Source organism: Mongoliitalea sp., assembly GCF_054166905.1.
Genome location: NZ_JBSZCK010000024.1, coordinates 221,976 through 242,064 on the forward strand (window position 1 = coordinate 221,976; position 20,089 = coordinate 242,064).

At 42.4% G+C, this 20,089-nt stretch carries 17 protein-coding genes; 9 read left to right on the top strand and 8 right to left on the bottom strand.

The window, feature by feature from the left end; genetic code table 11:
• The first annotated feature begins 101 nt into the window (after window positions 1-101).
• Complete coding sequence (locus ACXIUD_RS08740) at window positions 102-3,050, top strand: DNA polymerase III subunit alpha (protein ID WP_458052239.1); 2,949 nt, start codon at window positions 102-104, stop codon at window positions 3,048-3,050.
• Window positions 3,051-3,263: 213 nt separating this feature from the next.
• The gene (locus tag ACXIUD_RS08745; protein WP_458052240.1) at window positions 3,264-3,818 is read left to right on the top strand and encodes an REP-associated tyrosine transposase; all 555 of its coding nucleotides are present in this window, start codon (window positions 3,264-3,266) and stop codon (window positions 3,816-3,818) included.
• Between the two features lie 193 nt (window positions 3,819-4,011).
• On the opposite strand, the gene ACXIUD_RS08750 is transcribed toward ACXIUD_RS08745, so the two are convergent.
• Both ACXIUD_RS08750 and ACXIUD_RS08755 read right to left on the bottom strand, forming a co-directional pair.
• Complete coding sequence (locus tag ACXIUD_RS08750) at window positions 4,012-4,425, bottom strand: type II toxin-antitoxin system VapC family toxin (RefSeq protein WP_458052241.1); 414 nt, start codon at window positions 4,423-4,425, stop codon at window positions 4,012-4,014.
• Window positions 4,422-4,676, bottom strand: a complete 255-nt coding sequence (locus ACXIUD_RS08755; RefSeq protein ID WP_458052242.1) for a DUF6364 family protein — start codon at window positions 4,674-4,676, stop codon at window positions 4,422-4,424. Before ACXIUD_RS08755 ends, ACXIUD_RS08750 begins: the two co-directional genes overlap by 4 nt.
• Before the next feature lie 313 nt (window positions 4,677-4,989).
• On the opposite strand from ACXIUD_RS08755, the gene ACXIUD_RS08760 reads away from it, so the two are divergent.
• The gene (locus tag ACXIUD_RS08760; protein WP_458052243.1) at window positions 4,990-5,331 is read left to right on the top strand and encodes a hypothetical protein; all 342 of its coding nucleotides are present in this window, start codon (window positions 4,990-4,992) and stop codon (window positions 5,329-5,331) included.
• Window positions 5,332-5,342: 11 nt separating this feature from the next.
• Here ACXIUD_RS08760 and ACXIUD_RS08765 read toward each other — a convergent pair whose 3' ends face one another.
• The gene (locus ACXIUD_RS08765; RefSeq protein WP_458052244.1) at window positions 5,343-5,918 is read right to left on the bottom strand and encodes an LOG family protein; all 576 of its coding nucleotides are present in this window, start codon (window positions 5,916-5,918) and stop codon (window positions 5,343-5,345) included.
• A 61-nt stretch (window positions 5,919-5,979) separates the two neighbouring features.
• Window positions 5,980-6,573 (bottom strand): hypothetical protein, encoded by a 594-nt coding sequence (locus ACXIUD_RS08770; protein WP_458052245.1) that lies wholly within the window; start codon window positions 6,571-6,573, stop codon window positions 5,980-5,982.
• 156 nt (window positions 6,574-6,729) lie between these two features.
• Between ACXIUD_RS08770 and ACXIUD_RS08775 the strand changes: the two genes are divergently transcribed.
• A complete protein-coding gene (locus ACXIUD_RS08775) occupies window positions 6,730-7,590 on the top strand; it encodes a serine hydrolase (RefSeq protein WP_458052246.1) in 861 nt (286 codons plus the stop codon).
• Here ACXIUD_RS08775 and ACXIUD_RS08780 read toward each other — a convergent pair.
• On the bottom strand, window positions 7,577-8,341 hold the full coding sequence (locus ACXIUD_RS08780; protein ID WP_458052247.1) for a hypothetical protein: 765 nt from the start codon (window positions 8,339-8,341) through the stop codon (window positions 7,577-7,579). The two genes, ACXIUD_RS08775 and ACXIUD_RS08780, sit on opposite strands and share 14 nt — an antisense overlap.
• Window positions 8,342-8,422: 81 nt before the next feature.
• Between ACXIUD_RS08780 and ACXIUD_RS08785 the strand changes: the two genes are divergently transcribed.
• Together ACXIUD_RS08785 and chrA are read left to right on the top strand one after the other, a co-directional pair.
• Complete coding sequence (locus tag ACXIUD_RS08785) at window positions 8,423-9,403, top strand: isopenicillin N synthase family dioxygenase (protein ID WP_458052248.1); 981 nt, start codon at window positions 8,423-8,425, stop codon at window positions 9,401-9,403.
• A 5-nt stretch (window positions 9,404-9,408) separates the two neighbouring features.
• Window positions 9,409-10,605: a chromate efflux transporter gene (gene chrA / locus ACXIUD_RS08790; protein ID WP_458052249.1), complete on the top strand. Its 1,197-nt coding sequence runs from the start codon at window positions 9,409-9,411 to the stop codon at window positions 10,603-10,605.
• Between the two features lie 57 nt (window positions 10,606-10,662).
• Here the strand turns inward: chrA and trxA are convergent, their stop codons facing one another.
• The 3 genes from trxA to ACXIUD_RS08805 form a co-directional block, all read right to left on the bottom strand.
• Complete coding sequence (gene trxA, locus ACXIUD_RS08795) at window positions 10,663-10,983, bottom strand: thioredoxin (RefSeq protein ID WP_189579764.1); 321 nt, start codon at window positions 10,981-10,983, stop codon at window positions 10,663-10,665.
• Between the two features lie 167 nt (window positions 10,984-11,150).
• A complete protein-coding gene (dnaE, locus tag ACXIUD_RS08800) occupies window positions 11,151-15,437 on the bottom strand; it encodes a DNA polymerase III subunit alpha (protein ID WP_458052250.1) in 4,287 nt (1,428 codons plus the stop codon).
• 87 nt (window positions 15,438-15,524) lie between these two features.
• A complete protein-coding gene (locus tag ACXIUD_RS08805; protein ID WP_458052251.1) occupies window positions 15,525-15,680 on the bottom strand; it encodes a DUF5522 domain-containing protein in 156 nt (51 codons plus the stop codon).
• An 87-nt stretch (window positions 15,681-15,767) separates the two neighbouring features.
• Here ACXIUD_RS08805 and rocD point away from each other — a divergent pair, with 87 nt between their 5' ends.
• The 3 genes from rocD to ACXIUD_RS08820 all read left to right on the top strand — a co-directional run bounded on the left by rocD (window position 15,768) and on the right by ACXIUD_RS08820 (window position 19,278).
• Window positions 15,768-17,042 carry an ornithine--oxo-acid transaminase gene (rocD, locus tag ACXIUD_RS08810; protein WP_458052252.1) on the top strand — a complete coding sequence of 425 codons (1,275 nt, stop codon included), beginning with the start codon at window positions 15,768-15,770 and terminating at the stop codon, window positions 17,040-17,042.
• 116 nt (window positions 17,043-17,158) lie between these two features.
• On the top strand, window positions 17,159-17,818 hold the full coding sequence (locus tag ACXIUD_RS08815) for an HAD family hydrolase (RefSeq protein ID WP_458052253.1): 660 nt from the start codon (window positions 17,159-17,161) through the stop codon (window positions 17,816-17,818).
• A gap of 248 nt (window positions 17,819-18,066) precedes the next feature.
• Window positions 18,067-19,278 (top strand): porin, encoded by a 1,212-nt coding sequence (locus ACXIUD_RS08820; protein ID WP_458052254.1) that lies wholly within the window; start codon window positions 18,067-18,069, stop codon window positions 19,276-19,278.
• The last annotated feature ends 811 nt before the right edge of the window (window positions 19,279-20,089 follow it).

The following is a 20,089-nucleotide window of genomic DNA, read 5'->3' on the forward strand; positions in this document are numbered from 1 at the left end:
CATTGACTTACATCCACTTGGCTCGCTTGCTTCTATCGCAAGCTAATCTGTCGTAAGATAGTATCATTTATTTCGCCAATCAGGCATATTTCACAAAGTCTATGTTTATCAATTGTCATTCCTACTACAGCTTCAAATACGGCATGCTATCCATCGAATCCTTGGTAGCAGAGGCCAAGGGAAAAAAACTGGATGCGCTGGCATTGACGGATATCAACTCGGTATCCGGTGTATTCCCTTTTATCAAAGAAGCGCAAAAGCAGGGCATACATCCCGTGATTGGGATTGACTTCCGCAACGGAGTCAAGCAGCAATACATAGGCCTTGCCAAAAATCAGGAGGGCTTCTATGAACTCAACCGTCATCTCTCCCACAGAAGAACCAAGGGCATTCCTTTTGAAGAAAAAGCTCCTGCTTTTCAGCACAGCTTTGTTGTCTACCCTTTCCGGGAAAAAGTATTCCCTCTACGGGAAAATGAGTTTATCGGCATCCATCCTTACCAACTCAATCGATTGGTCAAATCCCCTTGGTATAGACAAAAAGACAAACTGGTCTTGCTACAACCGGTGAGTTTTTCTTCCAAAATCGAATTCAATGCCCATCGCCTCTTGCGGGCAGTGGATAAAAACACCTTGCTCAGCAAGCTCGAACCTGAGGAGCAGGGAGATATCAGCGATCAGTTCTATTCTTATGCAGATATGGTTGGGCGCTGCGAAGGACATAGCTACCTGCTGTACAACGCTCAACGCCTGCTCGAAGCATGTCAGTTTTCCTTTTACTTCCAAGCGGTCAAAAACAAGCGCGACATTCTAGGATCGGACTGGGAGGACTATGACTACCTGCGACAAGAAACGTTCAAAGGTGCCATCAATCGCTACCCAGACCTGACGGTGGAAATCAGCAAGCGCCTGGAAAAAGAACTCGAACTGATTCAGCAAAAAGGTTTCGTCTCCTACTTTCTCATCAATTACGACATTGTCACATTTGCCCAGCACAAAAACTACTATCATGTGGGGCGTGGCAGTGGTGCCAATAGCATTGTAGCTTATTGTCTGGGCATTACCGATGTAGACCCGATTGAGTTAGACCTATACTTTGAACGCTTTATCAATCTGTATCGGGAGAATCCCCCAGACTTTGATATTGACTTCAGCTGGACCGATCGGGATGAGGTGACGCAGTATATATTTGACAAATACAACAAAGAGGAACAAGAGCATGTAGCCTTGCTGGGTTCGTACAGCACTTTCCAAGCCAACTCCATGTTACGGGAACTCGGAAAAGTCTTTGGCCTGCCCAAGACAGAAATCGAATCCCTGATCTACCATGCAGGCAAATCCGAGTACGTCCCAGATCAGTATGGAAAGTTGATTCTCAAGTACAGTCAAGTCTTGCATGGTATGCCTTCGCACCTGACTATCCACGCTTGTGGCATCTTGATTTCTCACAAGCCCATCCACTACTATACCGCCACCGAAATGCCACCTAAGGGATTTCCTTTGGCACATATCGATATGCATACGGCGGAGGATATTGGCTTGCATAAGTTTGACATTCTCTCCCAACGAGGCTTGGGACATATCAAGAGCGCCATAGAGATCATCTACCAAAATCAGGGAGTTCAAGTGGATATCCGACAGGTCGGAAAATTCAAAAAAGACCCTAAAATCAAAGAGCTGCTACGAACAGGACACACCATCGGGGCCTTCTATGTGGAGTCTCCTGCCATGCGTATGTTATTGGCCAAGATGAAAGCAGATGAATATCTGGAATTGGTTGCCGCGAGTTCCATTATACGCCCCGGTGTAGCGCGCTCAGGGATGATGCGGGAATACATCCTGCGCCATGTGGATGAAGAGCGGCGCAAGCAGGCCCATCCCGTGATGATGGACATCATGCCCGAAACTTATGGCATTATGGTCTATCAGGAAGACGTGATCAAGGTAGCACATTACTTTGCCGAGCTCAGCCTTTCAGAAGCCGATGTGCTCCGAAGAGGCATGAGTGGCAAGTCCCGCTCCAAAGATGAATTTCAGCGAGTAAAGGATCAGTTTTTCAGCAACTGCCAACGCTTGGGCAGAGATCCCAAGATTACGGCCGAAGTCTGGCATCAGATTGAGAGTTTTGCGGGATACTCCTTTGCCAAAGGGCACTCGGCTTCCTTTGCCGTGGAGAGTTATCAGAGTTTGTATTTGAAGGCCTACTTTCCACTCGAATTTATGGTCGGGGTGATTAATAATTTTGGGGGATTTTATCATACGGAGTTCTATATCCACGAACTCCGCATGAACGGTGCCGATATCCAAGCCCCCCACATCAACGAAAGCGACTACCTGACCAATATTAAGGGAAAGACGGTGTACTTGGGTTTGATTCATCTCAAGTACCTGGAGAAAGCAAGTGTAGAAAAAATCCTAAGTGAGCGCAGGGCCAATGGTTTGTTTGCAGGCTTATCCGACTTTATTGCACGGGTAGGGATTAGCTTGGAGCAGTTGTTGATCTTGATACGGATTGGCTGCTTCCGCTTTACGGGAAAAAGTAAGCAGGAATTGCTATGGGAGGCCCACTTTATCCTGAACAAGCGTAAAGCAGTCGTTACAGGAAATGAACTCTTTCGACAGGCAGGGTTTCGGGAGTTGCAGGTTCCTACGCTCGAGGCATCCGATGTGCGGCAGGAGATTGTGGATCAAATTGATATTTTAGAATTTCCGTTGGACTCTCCTTTTCATCTGGTCAAAGATCAAAGTGTTCCAAGTATGAAAGCCAAAGACCTGAAACAGTTCCTGGGCAAACAAGTACAAATTATCGGTTACTTGGTAACGATCAAATACACCCGAACGGTGAAGGGGGATGTGATGAACTTTGGAACTTTTATCGATCGGGAAGGAGACTGGATAGATACGGTTCATTTTCCTCCCGTGGTAAAAAAACATCCCTTCAAAGGCAAGGGCATCTACCTCATCAAAGGCAGAGTAACCCAAGAATTTGATTTTTACAGCATTGAAGTAGACAGTTGCGATAGGATGGCCTATTGGAATGCGGCGGATTGAGGGTTGGCTGGTTCAAGACTATGTCTTGGACCATTTATGATGACAGTCTGAAGACTGTAGTAGTGCAGTCTTCAGACTGCAAGTTCAATGGTCCATTCGCCGCGGCGAATTGATCCACTATAAGTCTTGCACCATAAAAACAACTAACCCTATTGGTAATAAAAGTCCTAAATATTAAATTAACTCAAACTTTTCAACAAAAAACTTTTAACCATGAGCAGAAAATATAAGATCAGGGATCAGGAAAAACTCTACTTTGTCACATTTACCATCATTGAATGGATTGACTTGTTTACCCGCAGGATTTACAGGGATATTCTGATGGACTCACTCCGCTATTGCCAGCAGAATAAAGGATTGGAGTTGTATGCATATTGCATTATGTCTTCGCATGCACACTTCATTATTGGAAGGAATGATGAACTACCCCTAGAAGGAATTATCCGAGACATCAAAAAATTCACTTCATTGAAATTCATTGAAGAAATTGAGTTTAATTCTCAAGAGAGCAGAAAAAACTTCTTGCTTTTTCACTTTTCTAGAGCCGGTAAATTCAACCCAAACAATAAAAACTATCAGGTATGGCAGCAGCATAGCCATCCGATAGAATTGAACACTTACGATAAGCTATCCAGATGCCTACACTACATTCACCAAAATCCTGTAGAAGCCGGAATAGTGCTTTCACAGGAAGAATACCTGTACAGCAGCGCTGCGAATTATGCAGGTTTGCCAGATAGATTGGTAGATGTGATTTTATTGGAGTGAATTTTGGTTGGTTCAAGGTTCAAGTCTTCAGACCTGCTGATGCAGGCGGGCTTGGACCTCAACTATTGCAGTCTTCAGACTGCGCTGAGACAGTCCGGAGACTGTCATCAAAAACGGTCCATTCGCCGCGGCGAATTGAACCAGTCGGAAAATGAACTAAGAACATTAACTATAGAGACAAGTTGGAATTGATTCAAAAAAAATTTCTGATAAACTCCTGACAGCTCATTACAGGAATCTCTGAAAAATAAAAATCATTACCATCCTCTGTTATCAGAACATCGCATCCAACCTCAACCGCGGAAAAATATTCCAAGGCATCCTCAAAATCAATGGGGTAAGGAAACGCCGATGCTTGATTGACAGTAGACTGATTAACTGACGTACTTTTAATTTTTCCGCATAAAACCTGAAGCTTTTGTTGTGCTTGCTTTTTACCTGCTTTTTTTTCAGAAAAATAATAGGCGATTGCCAGGCAAATCGGAGAGGTATACACCTGAAAGTTGGGCTTATCTACTAAACTCAATACTCTCGCTGCATAAGAGTACACAGGATACTCATGATTAAGTACCGCAACAAGTACATTTGCATCTAGAAAAAGCTTCATTTTTTTGAATCAAAATAGGAAGATTTTAACTCCTTTCTGGTTTTGGATTTCCCATAGCTAGCTTCTCCCTCTGCCAACATGGATACCCAATCAGATACTGGTAGCTCGTCTAAACTTTTATAGTCACCTGACACGATTTTTTGGTACAAGAATTCTGTCAACCGGGACAAACTTATGTTTTGATCGGAAGCGAATTTTTTGGCCTTTTCGATGACTTCTCCATTGAATGAGAGTGTAATTTTAGCATCCATAATGGTATCGTTTTTTATACGAACAAAAATATAAATTTATACGTAAGATTCCAATCAAGATTCATTTTTAACTCATTTTCAGTAACTTTACACTATGGGTTACATCGCCCGGTCACAGGCAGTAAAAGGATTTGAATTGGATTTGACCGCTGTGTTTGATAACATTAATCCATCATAGCATACTGATGCAGGACCGTTATAAAAATACTCTCTCAAGGGTAAAAGCAACTATTTGATCTAGGAAAAGTGACGCAGGATCAAAGAAACTCCCCCCTCTTTGTAGCACTTACTCCTTTCATTACGTACTGTAAGTATGAGAATAGTTACAATCAGCCTACTCGTATTACTTTTGATTGGATTCAATGGGTGTTCGGAGGATGAGGATCCTTTGAGACAAGGGAATGGAGAAGTGGTTATCAATGTTGCCACGAGGGGCAGTTATCAGTTTATCATACGATTTAGGGGTAAATTGTATTATCCAACCAACCTGCCTGAAGAGTACAAGGTAGTTGTACAGGAACCCATACCTGTACACGTTGTATTTTCACTTACGGGTAATCAGGCTACCCTTTTTCGTCCCGCAGCTAACGATGTCCCCATACCCGATAGGGATATTCCTGAAATCGAACTTTTATCGATTATTAGAAGAAATTGAGTGTAAATTCATCATCGCCTCACTTCCCATTTGTCAATATGTTTTGGGCTAAATCTTCCCATTTGATCCAAAAGATCTACCGGATCATCTGATACAATCAACAAATTCAATTGCGCTTGATGCAAGAAACCCTCTTGAGATGCATGCTTTAAAAATGAAATCAGCTGATCATAGTAACCATTGACATTGTATAAGGCCAAAGGCTTTTGAATATAGCCCAACTGATTGAGCGTCATAATCTCAAACAATTCTTCGAAGGTGCCAATCCCGCCAGGCATGGCAATAAAACCATCACCCTTTTCGGCCATCAGCCACTTGCGGTCTCGCATCGTCTCCACCACCGTCAACTCTGTACAGCCTTGATGAGCCACTTCTATGTCTACCAATTTTTGGGGAATGATGCCATGCACTTCCATCCCTCCTGCCAGCATTGCATCAGCAATGACTCCCATCAAACCCACATTTCCTGCTCCATATACAAGCCCCAATTTGCGTTGAATCATCTCATTTGCCAGGGCATTGGCAGCTTTTTCATACACCGGGTTCAAGCCTCTATTTGAACCACAATACACAGTTATTTTTTTCATAACAATCAACAAAAAAACCCAGACAAGCTATCTGGGCTTAAATTATATATTTTTGGAATAATTATGCTGAGTTTTTATTCAAAGCATCCACCAATTCTCTCTTGAGTTTACGCTCTCGCTCCAATGTATTTCTTCGATGCTGCTCAAACTCCTCCATGGTTTCTTCCAGATCCCTGCGGGCTTTTTGGACCACTCGATGACTTTGAAAAAACTTGAACAAAAAGAAACTCAGTGCAATCGCCAAACCACCAATAATGCTCCATACAATGCTATTGTAAGCAGACTTATGAATGGGAATATTAAAAAAGCTAAAATTATCTCTTGCTTCTTCTGCTGCTTGAAGGCTTTCCTTTAATGCCAACAAATCTTTATTCACCTCAGCCAATTGTGCTTGCTGCGACTTGATTTCTTCTTTTTGTGTTCCAAGTTCTACTTGAAAAACCTTCAAGGAATCCACCACATTTGATTTCAACTGATCTAAATGGGTCTTTTTGATTACTTTATATTCTTGATAATTATTGGAAATTCTATTTACATACTCAAATTGACTCGCGATGGTGCCTGAGGTCAGGGATCCTTGCTCCTCCTCTTGGGCCTGCACTGTTAGCACAAAACATAGACTGAGTAATACCCCGATTAAAAACACATTTTTCATTTTTTTTACTTAGTTTTCTTGACTGTGATTATACGAACGAACCCTATTGATTCTTCGGCATGCAGATTAGCAATAAATATGCCTTTTTATAATGATTTAATCAAAATAATTTAAAGTTTTAATCTAATTTTCGATAAAAACCAATAACTGACTGACATGAAAATACTACGAATTCTACTGATGCTTGTACTTTTTCTAAGTTTCTTTTCTGGAAAAGCACAATCAGATGCCTATGAGTACATCCTCAGCTTGCCTCCAACAATTAAAGTTACTCACACGATCCATAGTCAAACTCATCCATACACAAGTATTGTTTATCAAGGAGCCGAGCGAGTGCCTGCTGCAAGTCTCATCAAAATACCGATTTTGGTAGCACTTTTGGAAGCGACAGAAGCGGGTCAATTGGATCTTGATCAAATCCATGTAGTTCAAAAAGAAGAAATTGTAGGAGGAGCAGGTGAATTACAATTTGGAAAAGTTAACCAAACTTTGACACTAGAGGAGCTCGCCAGAGAAATGATCCGCACCTCAGATAATACTGCTACCAATATCATCATCAGCTATCTCGGCATGCCTGCAATCAATTCACGCATACAAAGCTGGGGTTTGAAGGGAACTTCAGTAAATAGACTAATGATGGATTTTGAAGCAATTGCTGCAGGCAGTCAAAACTACACCACTTCCCAAAACTTGGTAGGATTGTTAGAAAAAGTATGGAAAGGAGAGCTCCTGAATGAGTATTCAAGAGCTTTATTTTTAGAACTCTTAAAAAACTGTGAAGATAAAAGCCTCATAGCAGAGGCACTCCCCCACTATGCTACCTATAACAAAACAGGAACATTAGATTACATCCGTGGGGATGCTGCCATAATCCAATCCGAGGATCGCATCTTTATCAAGGCTATCACGGTAGAAGGTTTTGATACAATCGAGCAGGCCGAAATCATCATTCGGAACGTTGCAAAGCTTTTGGAAAAGCAGATGAGAGAGAAAGTATCCAAAATTATCGAACAATGATAGATTTTTTTGCAGAAGAAAATGGGCCATCCAGTTCTTTACCGGATTTTTTCAATAATGACACCGTCAATTGATAATCACCCTTTGGCAAGTTGGCCACTCTAACAGGTATCACCTGCTCTACTTCATAATGCAGGTCATTTAAGTGAATATCAACCTTCAATTGATCTAAATCCATCTCCCCACCCAATAGCAAAAAATCAATAATCAGTTCCTCTCCTTCATTTAACTCCTGATTATTAGAAGGTTTGTTTAAGACTATGTAAGGCTCCGCCTGATAAGGAAAAGGACGGGTATCCCCTACTCTAAAATCACGATCTACGTAATTTCCAAATGATTTTAACGCCAGTCCATCAGCATCCACCAAATAAGCTACAGCTCTGTAAGTACCCTCTTTTAGATCCCGTTGAAAAATTGGTGAATTGTAACCAACAGGATCACCACTATTTAAGATCATTTTCAATTGAAATCCACCCAAACCTGCATCGAATGGAAAGTTTTTGATGTTAAACTCAAAAGGTACCTTCCCGGGACGAAACACCTGATTTCCCAAGGGAGTATACATTTCTAAAATTGCATCCGGATATTCATTGGTTTCTTGATAAAAATAAAAACTGATCTCCGGCGCTTCGGCCTCATCAGCTACATTCTCTTGCAGGATGACCTTTTCAGCTTGCTTCTCCCGGTAAGACTCGCAGGAAAAACAAGCAAATACTATACTAAAAACAACGAATAAATTGAACCTTTTCATGACAGAATAGCTCTTAAACGATAGAACAATTAATTTTAACGCAAAAACTCGTAACTTGCGACAGTAAATATAACCTAAAATATGACAGAGATTTTATATGATGAAATCCCATCGTTGGATTTAGCAGATTTCACTTCTGGAAATGCTGAAAAAAAAGCTGCATTTGTACAAAAGCTTGGCGATGCTTACCAAAACATTGGCTTCGTAGCAATCAAAGGTCACGGCCTTAATAAAGAATTACAGGACCGTTTATACGCAGTAATCAAGCAATATTTCAGTCTTCCAGATGATGTAAAAGCTAAACATGAAAAACCTGAAATCGGATTCCAAAGAGGATATACCGGCAAGGGTAAAGAACATGCAAAAGGAAGAAATACGGGAGACTTGAAGGAGTTTTATCATGTAGGACAAGAACTTTCAGACATTCCTGATACTGATCCAATCAAGGCGGAATATCCAGCCAATATTTGGCCTGAGGAATTGCCGGAATTCAAAGAGGTTGCTTTGGAAATCTATAAAACCTTAGAGGAAGCGGGCAAAAACATGTTGAAAGCAATCGCCTTGCACCTAGGGTTGGAAGAAGATTACTTTGAGGATAAGGTAGCTTATGGAAACTCTATCTTGAGACAAATCCACTACTTTCCAATCGAAAATCCAGATGAAGTGCCTGCAGATGCAGTACGCGCAGCAGAACATGGAGATATCAATTTGATCACCTTGTTGATGGGTGCTTCAGCAGATGGTTTGCAGGTGTTGAGAAGAGACGGCAAGTGGATTCCAATTACTGCCTTACCGGATCAATTGGTGGTCAATGTTGGAGATATGTTGGAGCGTCTGACCAACAAAAAACTAAAATCTACCATCCACCGTGTAGTAAACCCACCAAGGGAAATGATGCATACCAGCAGGTATTCCATTCCATTCTTTATGCATCCGCGTTCGGAAATGGACCTTACCTGCTTGGATAGCTGTGTAGATGAACAAAATCCAAAACAATTTGCAGATGCTACCGCTGGCGAATTCCTAGAAGAGCGTCTGCGGGAATTAGGACTTAAAAAATAATTTCCATGTCGGTACGGAAAGTACGGTATTATCTCTACTTACAGGATGTATTGCTACTTTCCGTAACGGCTTTTGGAGGACCTCAGGCATTCCTTGCTATGGTCCTTGACCTGATGGTCAAAAAAAGAGGCTATATCAAGGAAGAAGAATTGTGGGAGCTGAATGCCCTTTGCCAAATTCTCCCAGGCCCTACATCCACCCAAACCATCTCCGCAATCGGCTACAGAATTGGTGGTCCAAATCTAGCTTATCTCTCTCTTTTTGTCTGGATTTTACCAGCAACGCTACTGATGATTGCAGCTGCTTTTTTGATTGATTTTTTGCAGGAAAATACCCCAGGGGCACTTAATTTCGCCAAATTCATTCAACCTATGGCGATCGGGTTTATCATCTACGCAGCCCAGAAAACTATCTTTAAAATGGTGAAGACTTCCGAAGCTACTGTGTTGATGATGTTTTCTGCATTTGTATCCTTCTTTTATAATTCTCCTTATGTATTCCCACTCTTGCTGCTGGTGGGAGGGGTGAGCACTTCATTGAAATTCAGAGAACAACCCAAAGAAGATGGAGATAAAAAGCTCCTAATCAACTGGTCTAATTTCTTTCTTTGGGGAGGGGTTTTGGTGGTAGCAGCTGTCTTAGGAGCTATTACTAAAAATCAGTCAGTATTATTATTCGAGAATTTCTATCGAAATGGCTCCTTGATATTTGGAGGTGGGCAAGTACTGGTCCCTTACCTATACACAGAATTTGTAGAATTCAAGAAATTCTTGAGTTCCCAAGAGTTTTTGACAGGATACGGGATTTCACAAGGCATCCCAGGCCCAACTTTTAGCATTAGTTCCTATGTTGGTGCTTTATCTATGCGAGAGTATGGCATCCCAGGTCTGTTGACGGGAGGTTTTATCGCCGCAGCAGGAATTTTTCTGCCCGGCACCTTTTTGATTTTTTTTGTCATCCGTTTTTGGGATCAGTTAAAAAAATACCGCCCGGTACGCGCTGCCTTAGAAGGAATCAATGCTGTCAGTTGTGGAATGTTGATTGCGGCCGCTTATTTACTTTTCGAGCCATTGGATGCCAACCTCTTTAATATTCTGGCAATCTTTGGCACCTACCTGTTACTCCAATTTACCAAATTAAGCTCTCCGCTGATTATCATTATTGGTATCGTAGCAGGTATAGGCTACAATTGGTTTTTTTAAAACGAAAAAACCACCGAAGACTCTCCGGTGGTCAGTATTTTTTCACTGCTAAGCTAATTACAGTTGAGCATCCAATTTCTGTGACAAAACAGCCTTAGGAACTGCACCCACCTGCTTATCTACCAATTCTCCATTTTTGAAGAACATCAAGGTAGGAATACTTCTGATGCCCAAAGCAGAAGCAACTGCTGGATTTGCATCCACGTCCACTTTTCCAATCACCGCTTTGCCTTCATAATCACCCGCCAATTCTTCAACGATTGGACCGATCATTTTACATGGACCGCACCATTCAGCCCAAAAATCCACTAGCACTGGTTTATCTGATTTTAATACTTCTTCAAAGTTTGCATCAGTAATTTCGATTGCTTTTGCCATTATCTATGTCTTTTAATTGTACTTCGATTTTCGAATATACTTATAAATTCAATTCACTTAAAATAAGTTCATTCCAAATTCAATCATGGTTTGATTTTCGGTCAAACTATCGGGGAATAGTCTCAAAAACACATGATAAATCACTCATCCCCTCGCCTGCTATCCTTTTATAAAATCTGATACACCACCTCTGGTATCTGTCCCAAATCTTTGATCATTTCATTGGACGGGTCTACCCTATAATTTTTGGATACCAAATCCAAGGTAATATTCTCTTTGGAATCAATTACGTTGATATGCAGTTTAGCATCTCCTTTATACTTGCTGGTAATAGCCTCCAATTTCTCCATCAAATCATAGGTCAAATCATCCAAGTCAATATTGATACGCAATCCTTTGACCATCTTGCCCCTCACCTCACTGAGTAGGGCCATCGTACCAATTTTAAACTCGTATTCATTCTCCTTCCATTTGCTTTGGAAAACGCCACCTGTGATAAACAAAAACCAACCGTTCATGAAGTATTCTTTAAACTTCACATAGTCATCACCAAAGATAAAGAAGGTATGTCCCCCAGAATAATCCTCTAAAGTCAAGGTACCAAAAGGTTTCCCCGTCTTAGTAGTCCTGTGTGCGAAGGAAGTAACCATACCAGCGGTTTTGATATCTCCTTTTTTACGCAAACCATCAATATCTGTGAATTCAGGTAAACTGGTATTCGTAAAAGACTCGATCTCAACTTTGAACTGATCAAGTGGATGACCAGTGATAAATAGGCCAACTACCTCTTTTTCAATATTCAACTGCTGCAGTTGACTGAACGGCTCCATGGATGGGACTGAAGGTAGTGGAACTTCCATACCTCCACCACCTCCAAATAAACTTACTTGTGCACTATCAGCCTCTTGTTGTACTTTTTGAGCATAACGCACAGCTTTTTCCAAGAGAGGCGCCTCTCCATCAGGAGCTTCCAAATACTGTCTTCGATGATGTTGTGGAAAGCAGTCAAAACTCCCTGCCATGGCTAAGGATTCCAAGGTTTTCTTGTTCAACGCACGTGAGTTAACCCGCTTACAGAACTCAAAAATATTACTGTATTTACCTTTCGATTCTCTCTCTTCTACAATGGCATCCACCGCAGCAGAACCCACACCCTTGATAGCAGCCATTCCAAAACGAATCTGTCCGTCTTTGTTTACAGTAAAACCGGATTTAGATTCATTCACATCTGGACCCAATACGGCAATGCCCATACGCTTACATTCTTCCATAAAGAAGGTCACCTGAGTCAGGTCATTCATATTGTTACTCAACACCGACGCCATATACTCAGCTGGGTAATGTGCCTTCAAATAGGCGGTCTGATAAGCTACCCAAGCATAACAGGTGGAGTGGGATTTGTTGAATGCATAGGACGCAAAGGCCTCCCAGTCTTTCCAGATTTTTTCCAGCTTTTTTGCATCATGCCCCTTGGCTGAAGCCTGCTCTACAAACTTGGGCTTCATCTTATCCAAGACGTCCTTCTGCTTCTTACCCATGGCCTTACGCAAGACATCCGCCTCACCTTTGGTAAAGCCTGCCAACTTCTGTGACAGCAACATCACCTGCTCTTGGTATACTGTAATGCCATAGGTTTCTTCCAGGTACTCCTGCATATCATCCAAATCATAGGTGATAGGCTCTAGTCCATGTTTTCGTCTGACAAATGAAGGAATGTATTCCAATGGTCCAGGTCGGTACAGGGCGTTCATGGCAATCAAATCCGCAAAGACAGTAGGCTTCAATTCACGCATGTATTTCTGCATCCCTGGGGATTCATACTGGAAAATCCCTACCGTTTCACCGCGTTGGAATAGCTCGTATGTTTTAACATCATCGATGGGAAATTCATCCGGATCTAGCTCAATCCCGTGCCGCTCTTTGACAATTCTGCAGGCATCTTTGATGAGTGTCAGGGTCTTGAGACCCAAAAAGTCCATCTTTAACAAACCAGCACTTTCTACTACCGAGTTGTCAAACTGCGTACACACCATGTCCGAATCTTTGGCCAAGGCCACCGGAACAAAATTGGTAATATCCGCAGGAGTAATGATCACTCCACAGGCATGAATACCTGTATTTCGGACAGAACCTTCCAAAACTCTTGCCTGATTGATCGTTTTGGACAATTCATCACTGCCCTTCGAGATACGGATCAGTTCATCCGCCTTCGAAAGATCTTCCCCATTCCCCTTCAATTTATCCGAAAGCTTGGCCCTGTCTTTACTGAGGTCAAAAAGTGCTTTCAGTTTAATATCAGGTACTAACTTAGCCAATTTATCCGCCTCCGCTAAAGGCAAATTCAACACCCTCGCTGTATCCCGGATAGCAGACTTGGCAGCCATCGTGCCGTAGGTAATGATCTGAGCTACCTGATTTGCTCCATATTTGTTGATTACATAGTCGATTACTTTCTGCCTACCTTCATCGTCAAAATCTATATCAATATCGGGTAGTGAAACCCGGTCAGGATTCAGAAAACGCTCAAAAAGGAGATCATATGCAATGGGATCTACATTGGTAATACCAATACAATAGGCCACTGCCGAACCTGCAGCAGAACCCCTTCCCGGCCCTACAGAAACACCCATCTTTCGGGCTGCTCCTGTAAAATCCTGCACAATCAAAAAGTACCCTGGATACCCTGTTTTTTCGATCGTCGCCAATTCGAAATCCAAGCGCTCCTTGATTTCATCTGTGATAACAGGGTAGCGTCTTTTAGCACCTTCATACGTAAGGTGTCGTAAATAGGCATTTTCTCCTCGCTTACCTCCATCCACATCATCCTGTGGATCTTTGAATTCCTCGGGAATATCAAACTTGGGAAGTAATACATCACGCTGCAGCTTATAGGGCTCAATCTTGTCGACAATTTCTTGGGTGCAGGCAATGGCTTCGGGCAGATCTGCAAACAGAGCCTTCATTTCTTCGGGGCTCTTCAAATAGAATTCATCGTTTGGAAAACCATACCGAAACTCTCTCCCCCGTTTGCCTACATATTTCTTGGGCTTTTCTACCAGCTCTCCATCTTTGACACACAATAAAATATCGTGCGCCTTGGCATCATTTTTCTGGTTATAGTAGGTGTTATTGGCTGCAAAATATTTGACTCCATATTTCTGAGCAAATTGCAAAAGAACCTCGTTTACTTTTTCCTCCTCGGGAATACCGTGGCGATTGAGTTCTACGTAAAAATCCTCCCCAAACTGTTCTTTCCACCAGACAAAAGCCTCTTCTGCTTGGGTTTCGCCCACGTTCAAAATCAAGTAGGGAACTTCTCCCCACAAGCCACCTGTACTAGCTATCAAATCCCCTTTGTATTGAACCAATACTTCTCGGTCAATTCGGGGCACGTAATAAAAACCTTCAATGTTAGCATAAGAAGCCAATTTGGCTAAATTATGGTAGCCAGCCTTATTTTTGGCCAGCAAGACAGTCTGAAAACCATCATCCTTTTGGCTTTTATTTTTTCTGTCTTTGGTCAGATTAAATTCACAGCCAATGATCGGTTTGATTTCTTTGGCAAAGGCTTCCTTCACAAAGTTGAATGCTCCCATCATATTGCCATGGTCGGTCATTGCCAAAGCCTGCATCCCAAGCGCTTTGGCTTGAGCGATAAGGGTCGGAATTTCAGATGTAGCTTGTAAAACCGAATATTGGGTATGCACATGCAGATGCGTAAAGGGCATATCCTCCATATCGGAGATATCTGCTTTTCCTGCAGCCTTCAAAACTTCTTTAGCAGCAGCTTTGGTATCGTCCTTTACTGCCGCAAAATTTGCAGCCGCTAGTTTGGGAGCTTCATAGATGACCTCGGATGCTTTGAGTCCTTCTTCAGGAGCAATTACCTGATGGGTTATCAAGCCAAAGAAACACTTGGCAGTAGCATCCACATCGTATGCAGCATCGTGCGCATCTCCAAATCCTACACCAAAGAGTTTCTGGTGCAATTCAGTAAGGGTAGGCCACTTAAACTTCCCTCCTTTTCCCCCAGGGATAGCACAGAAATCTGTTGAAAGGTCTTTGGTATCCAACTCTTTTTTTGCACGGAGTGTCATGGCAACTTGCTTACGCAGCATCTCTGCTCCCACGACCATGATATCAAAGCCAATGTTATGACCTACCAAATACTTTGCTTGATCTACATCTTGTTGAAAAATGGCCAGCACCTCCTGCAAGTCATGGCCTTCCTTCGTCGCACGGGCTGTTGATATTCCATGAACCTTTTCCGCATTATAGGGGATGGTAAAGCCCTCTGGCTTCACAATGAAATTATTGTTGGAAATCAGTTTCCCCGAAGCATCATGCAGCTGCCATGCGAGCTGAACCAGTCGAGGCCAATTATCCAAATCCTCCATGGGAGCATTGTAATTGCCTGGCAATCCTGTTGTTTCGGTGTCAAAAATGATATACATACGCAATCCTGAGTTTAAGGGGATTCCAAATTAAGATTTAAACCACAGGGAGAAAAACTTGTGGGGCAAATTGTCGGAAAAAATTTTCTACTTCTTATACGGGCAATGCTTACACCCACTGCCACAGCAATAACCCCGCTTTAAATGATATTGGGCGGTAAAGACCATCAGCCCCTGCGCATTGAGATAGTAGTCTCCAGGTTCTAAGGGTTGGGCTTGTAGGGGCTTCTTTGGGGCTTTCATGCGTTTATGCAAAAGGCATTTGCTATATTTGTAGGAATAGAATGAATGGTCAACTCTGCTTTAACCGAGCACAAAATTACCAATTTTATGATGGAAACAATAAACTCAAGCAAACAAGCCATTGCGCTGGAAGACAAGTACGGAGCTCATAACTATCATCCACTACCCGTGGTTTTAGCAAAAGGGGAAGGCGTCTACCTATGGGATGTGGAAGGCAAAAAATACTATGACTTCTTGTCTGCTTACTCAGCGGTCAACCAAGGCCACTGTCATCCACGCATCAAAGATGCCTTGATTGAGCAAGCCAGCACTTTGACATTGACTTCCCGTGCTTTTTACAACGATGTCTTAGGACCCTTTGAAAAATACATCACTGAGTACTTTGGCTTTGACAAAGTGCTTCCTATGAATACTGGTGCAGAAGGTGTGGAAACGGCCATCAAAATCGCCCGTAAGTGGGGGTATGAGAAAAAAGGCGTAGCCGAAGGTCAAGCCAAAATCATTGTAGCGGAGCAAAATTTCCATGGAAGAACTTCAACCATTATTTCCTTTTCATCGGATGCGAATGCAAGAAAGAACTTTGGACCTTTTATGGTGGGTTTTGAACGCATTCCTTATGATAATGTGGCTGCTTTGGAAAAAGCCTTAGAAGATCCAACGGTCGTGGCATTTTTAGTGGAGCCTATCCAAGGAGAAGCGGGTGTATACACCCCTGCAGAAGATTATTTACGTAAATGTGCAGAGGCTTGCCGAGCAAAGAATGTCTTATTTATCGCCGATGAAATTCAGACGGGCATAGCTCGTACGGGTTCCTTATTGGCTGTATGCGGGAATTGTACTTGTGAGAGGCATTGCGAAAGACAAACGAGCTACACGAAGCCAGACATCCTGATTCTTGGAAAAGCAATTTCCGGTGGATTTTATCCAGTATCAGCAGTGCTAGCGGATGATCACATCATGGATGTCATCAAGCCTGGAACCCACGGTTCTACCTTTGGAGGAAATCCACTGGGAGCCAAAGTTGCCATGACTGCATTGGAAGTTGTACGTGATGAGCAATTGGCATTGAATGCACGCAAACTAGGAAAAATCTTCCGTGAGCGTATGCAGCTCTTGGTAGATAAATACAAGATTCTGAAACTAGTCAGAGGAAAGGGATTGCTCAATGCCGTAGTCGTAAATGATAGCCCAGACAGCAGTACTGCTTGGGATATGTGTATGAAATTGGCTGAAAATGGCTTGTTAGCTAAACCTACCCATGGTAATATCATCCGCTTTGCCCCTCCCCTAGTGATGACTGAAGAGCAATTGCACGATTGCTGCGACATCATTGAGAAAGTGGTGAAAGAGTTTGAAAATTAACAATACAAGAACCAAACCTGCCAGATTTTTGCTCATGCTAGCTATTCAGTTGGATGGTCAAATCTGGCAGATTTTTTTTACCCTGAATTGTTTTCATTAAATTAATAATTTGCTTCATGCTGCAAGCCGTAATCTTCGACATGGATGGCGTCATTTGCCATACCAATCCCTTTCATTCCATAGCCTTTCAAGAGTTTTTTGCCAAGCGGAATCTTTTCCCAACCGAAGAGGAGTTCAAAAACCACATGTATGGTAAAAACAACTCCTACATTCTCAGCCACTTTTTGGGAAGAACGATAGCAGGGGAAGAGTTAGCTATTTTGGAAGAGGAAAAAGAAAGTCTGTTTCGGGAAATCTATAAAGACCAAGTAAATCCCATCACTGGCTTTCTCCCCTTTTTTCAGCAATTGAAAAACGAAGGAATCTCAACTGCCGTAGGAACCTCCGCGCCTATGGCCAATATGGACTTGATTATCGGGAAATTAGGAATTCGTTCGTATATGGAGTCCATGCTGGCAAGCGAAGATGTCAGCAAACATAAGCCTGACCCTGAAGTGTATTTGAAATCTGCCCAGAATTTAGGAGTAAATCCAGAAGCTTGCCTTGTTTTCGAAGATTCCTTTTCAGGTGTTTCTGCCGCCTTGAATGCTGGCATGAAAGTCATTGGTGTCTTGTCTTCTCATAGCAAAACTGAGTTACCGCCCTGTGACTTGTACATTTCTTCCTATGAGGAATTGGAGTTTCCTCAGCTATTGGGATTGTTCGACACAGAATAAACTATGGTTTCGGGTAACAATTTTTTAAGCATTTCTTAACAATAGAAGAAATTTAACATTGACTTAATTTTGAAATCGTCCTGCAATCCTTTTAAAAACATTTCTATTACCCATTTTTTAGCCTTTCCTTCATAAAAACCCTATATCGTGGTTAACAAAAGCGTAACAGCGAATACACGATAAAGAAATATTGCTATCCCAATTTTGTAATGCTGTACAATAAGTAGTCAATACTTAAAAAATTTCTTATGCGGAGACCATTCGCGGTGATAGGTTTAATCCTATTCACGTTCTTCACAAGCACTTTTGCAAGGGGTGCCAGTGAAGATTCGCTCGCTACGGAGGAAGTTAAAACCGTGGCCTTAAAGAAGCATTGGACTGAGACAATTCAGTTGCGGGGCTATATGCAAATGCGTTACAATGGACTATTGGAAACTAATCCCAATCTTCAGTGTGCGCAGTGTGACCGCTCTTGGGGTGGAGATGGAGGCTTTTTCTTCCGCCGAATCCGCTTGATTTTCTACGGACAAATCCATGAGCGCATCTACTTATATTTCCAGCCGGACTTTGCCTCTGATGGGAAGAACTTGGGGCAGGTGAGGGATGCTTATTTTGACCTTGGACTGGATGCCAAACAGGAGTTTCGCCTGAGAATCGGCCAGTCGAAAGTTCCCTTTGGTTTCGAAAATCTCCAATCCAGCCAAAATCGTATTCCATTAGATCGAAATGATGGATTAAACTCTGCCGTTGCTAACGAACGAGATATTGGTGTCATGTTTTATTACGCTCCTGCCGAAATCCGCAAGCGCTTCAGTTACTTAGTGTCTTCTGGCTTGAAAGGTTCGGGAGATTATGGGGTGTTTGGTTTGGGTATTTACAATGGCCAAACAGCCAACATGCCAGAACGTAATGGCTCCATGCACGTGGTTTCCCGACTGACCTATCCTTGGGAATTACCGAATGGGCAATTTGTGGAAGCATCTTTCCAAGGATACACCGGGAAATTTGTCATCAATCGAGCCGTTACTTCTGATATCAATCAAACTGAGTTTTCGGAATATCGCTACGGACCCACCTTTGTATTGTACCCACAACCATTTGGCATACAGGCAGAATTCAATTGGGGAAGAGGTCCCGAGTATAACCCGGAAACCAACGACATCGAAGACGCACCTATCCGTGGTGGGTATGTGATGGCCACTTACATGCTGAAAACAGAGAAAGATGTATTTATTCCATTCACACGGTATCACTACTACAAGGGTGGAAAAAAGCATGAGATAGATGCTACTAGACATCGGGTAAATGAACTGGAAATCGGGGTAGAATGGCAGCCTAACAGAGCCTTTGAATTGGTAGCCATGTACACGATCTCCGATAGAACCTTTGAAAATTCACTCAATCCGAATAATCGACAAGCGGGAAGCCTTTTGCGTTTGCAGGCACAGGTGAATTTTTAGTATTAGAAGCGAGATGCGAGACTTTAGACAATAGACGCAGGGCACGTAGAGGAACAGTGATTTTCTTATCTATACGAAGGTTGTCAAAAACTAATCACTTAATCAACTAATCACTACTAACTGTTCACTGCTCACTCAGCCGTGGACAGAGGACCGTGGACCCCTGTTCAGTACGCTGTTCGAGATTTGCAATCTCGGACAAGAGATACGAAGGATTTGTAATCCTCTAAGGGTATTGAATTATAGAAGAAAGGAAAAATGTCGAATGATGAATGTCAAACGCCGAATTTCGAAGTTTCAAATAGTACTTACTTCAGATTCAGGAAATAAAAAAACAAAAATCGTATTTCAACCACAATCTAACAGTCGACCGTGGACTGTGGACATCCCAGCACTAATAACTCAATTAACCAATCACTTAATAAACTAATCACTACTAACTGCTCACTTCCAACTGTTTGCTTCGACTTCGCTCAGCACAGGCACTGCTCACTCACTCAGCCGTGGACAGCCGACAGTAGACCGTTGACCACCGAACACTAATCACTTAATCTACTAATCACTACTAACTGCTCACTATGTTGCCATTGTTCAATGCTCACTGCTCACTCACGCAGCCGTAGACGGACGACAGTAGACTGTTGACCTCCCAACACTGACTTCGTTACACGCATCAAACCGTTGACTGTTCTACAGTTGACTGTTGACATATATTATAAAGTTTAGTTTACTCGAAAGGCAGGTCTAGTAAGGCTTGCTTTTTTTTGCTTCCATTTTTTCTAGTCAGTATATTAGCCAAAAAACTAATCGA

What these genes read in the sequence shown, in the direction of transcription:
- rocD (WP_458052252.1), top strand. Translation starts at nt 15,768, where the DNA reads ATGATGGAAACAATAAACTCAAGCAAACAAGCCATTGCGCTGGAAGAC.
- ACXIUD_RS08760 (WP_458052243.1), top strand. Translation starts at nt 4,990, where the DNA reads ATGAGAATAGTTACAATCAGCCTACTCGTATTACTTTTGATTGGATTC.
- ACXIUD_RS08820 (WP_458052254.1), top strand. Translation starts at nt 18,067, where the DNA reads ATGCGGAGACCATTCGCGGTGATAGGTTTAATCCTATTCACGTTCTTC.
- ACXIUD_RS08785 (WP_458052248.1), top strand. Translation starts at nt 8,423, where the DNA reads ATGACAGAGATTTTATATGATGAAATCCCATCGTTGGATTTAGCAGAT.
- ACXIUD_RS08765 (WP_458052244.1), bottom strand. Translation starts at nt 5,918, where the DNA reads ATGAAAAAAATAACTGTGTATTGTGGTTCAAATAGAGGCTTGAACCCG.
- ACXIUD_RS08750 (WP_458052241.1), bottom strand. Translation starts at nt 4,425, where the DNA reads ATGAAGCTTTTTCTAGATGCAAATGTACTTGTTGCGGTACTTAATCAT.
- chrA (WP_458052249.1), top strand. Translation starts at nt 9,409, where the DNA reads ATGTCGGTACGGAAAGTACGGTATTATCTCTACTTACAGGATGTATTG.
- ACXIUD_RS08740 (WP_458052239.1), top strand. Translation starts at nt 102, where the DNA reads ATGTTTATCAATTGTCATTCCTACTACAGCTTCAAATACGGCATGCTA.
- ACXIUD_RS08755 (WP_458052242.1), bottom strand. Translation starts at nt 4,676, where the DNA reads ATGGATGCTAAAATTACACTCTCATTCAATGGAGAAGTCATCGAAAAG.
- trxA (WP_189579764.1), bottom strand. Translation starts at nt 10,983, where the DNA reads ATGGCAAAAGCAATCGAAATTACTGATGCAAACTTTGAAGAAGTATTA.
- ACXIUD_RS08815 (WP_458052253.1), top strand. Translation starts at nt 17,159, where the DNA reads ATGCTGCAAGCCGTAATCTTCGACATGGATGGCGTCATTTGCCATACC.
- ACXIUD_RS08745 (WP_458052240.1), top strand. Translation starts at nt 3,264, where the DNA reads ATGAGCAGAAAATATAAGATCAGGGATCAGGAAAAACTCTACTTTGTC.
- ACXIUD_RS08775 (WP_458052246.1), top strand. Translation starts at nt 6,730, where the DNA reads ATGAAAATACTACGAATTCTACTGATGCTTGTACTTTTTCTAAGTTTC.
- ACXIUD_RS08805 (WP_458052251.1), bottom strand. Translation starts at nt 15,680, where the DNA reads ATGAAAGCCCCAAAGAAGCCCCTACAAGCCCAACCCTTAGAACCTGGA.
- ACXIUD_RS08780 (WP_458052247.1), bottom strand. Translation starts at nt 8,341, where the DNA reads ATGAAAAGGTTCAATTTATTCGTTGTTTTTAGTATAGTATTTGCTTGT.
- dnaE (WP_458052250.1), bottom strand. Translation starts at nt 15,437, where the DNA reads ATGTATATCATTTTTGACACCGAAACAACAGGATTGCCAGGCAATTAC.
- ACXIUD_RS08770 (WP_458052245.1), bottom strand. Translation starts at nt 6,573, where the DNA reads ATGAAAAATGTGTTTTTAATCGGGGTATTACTCAGTCTATGTTTTGTG.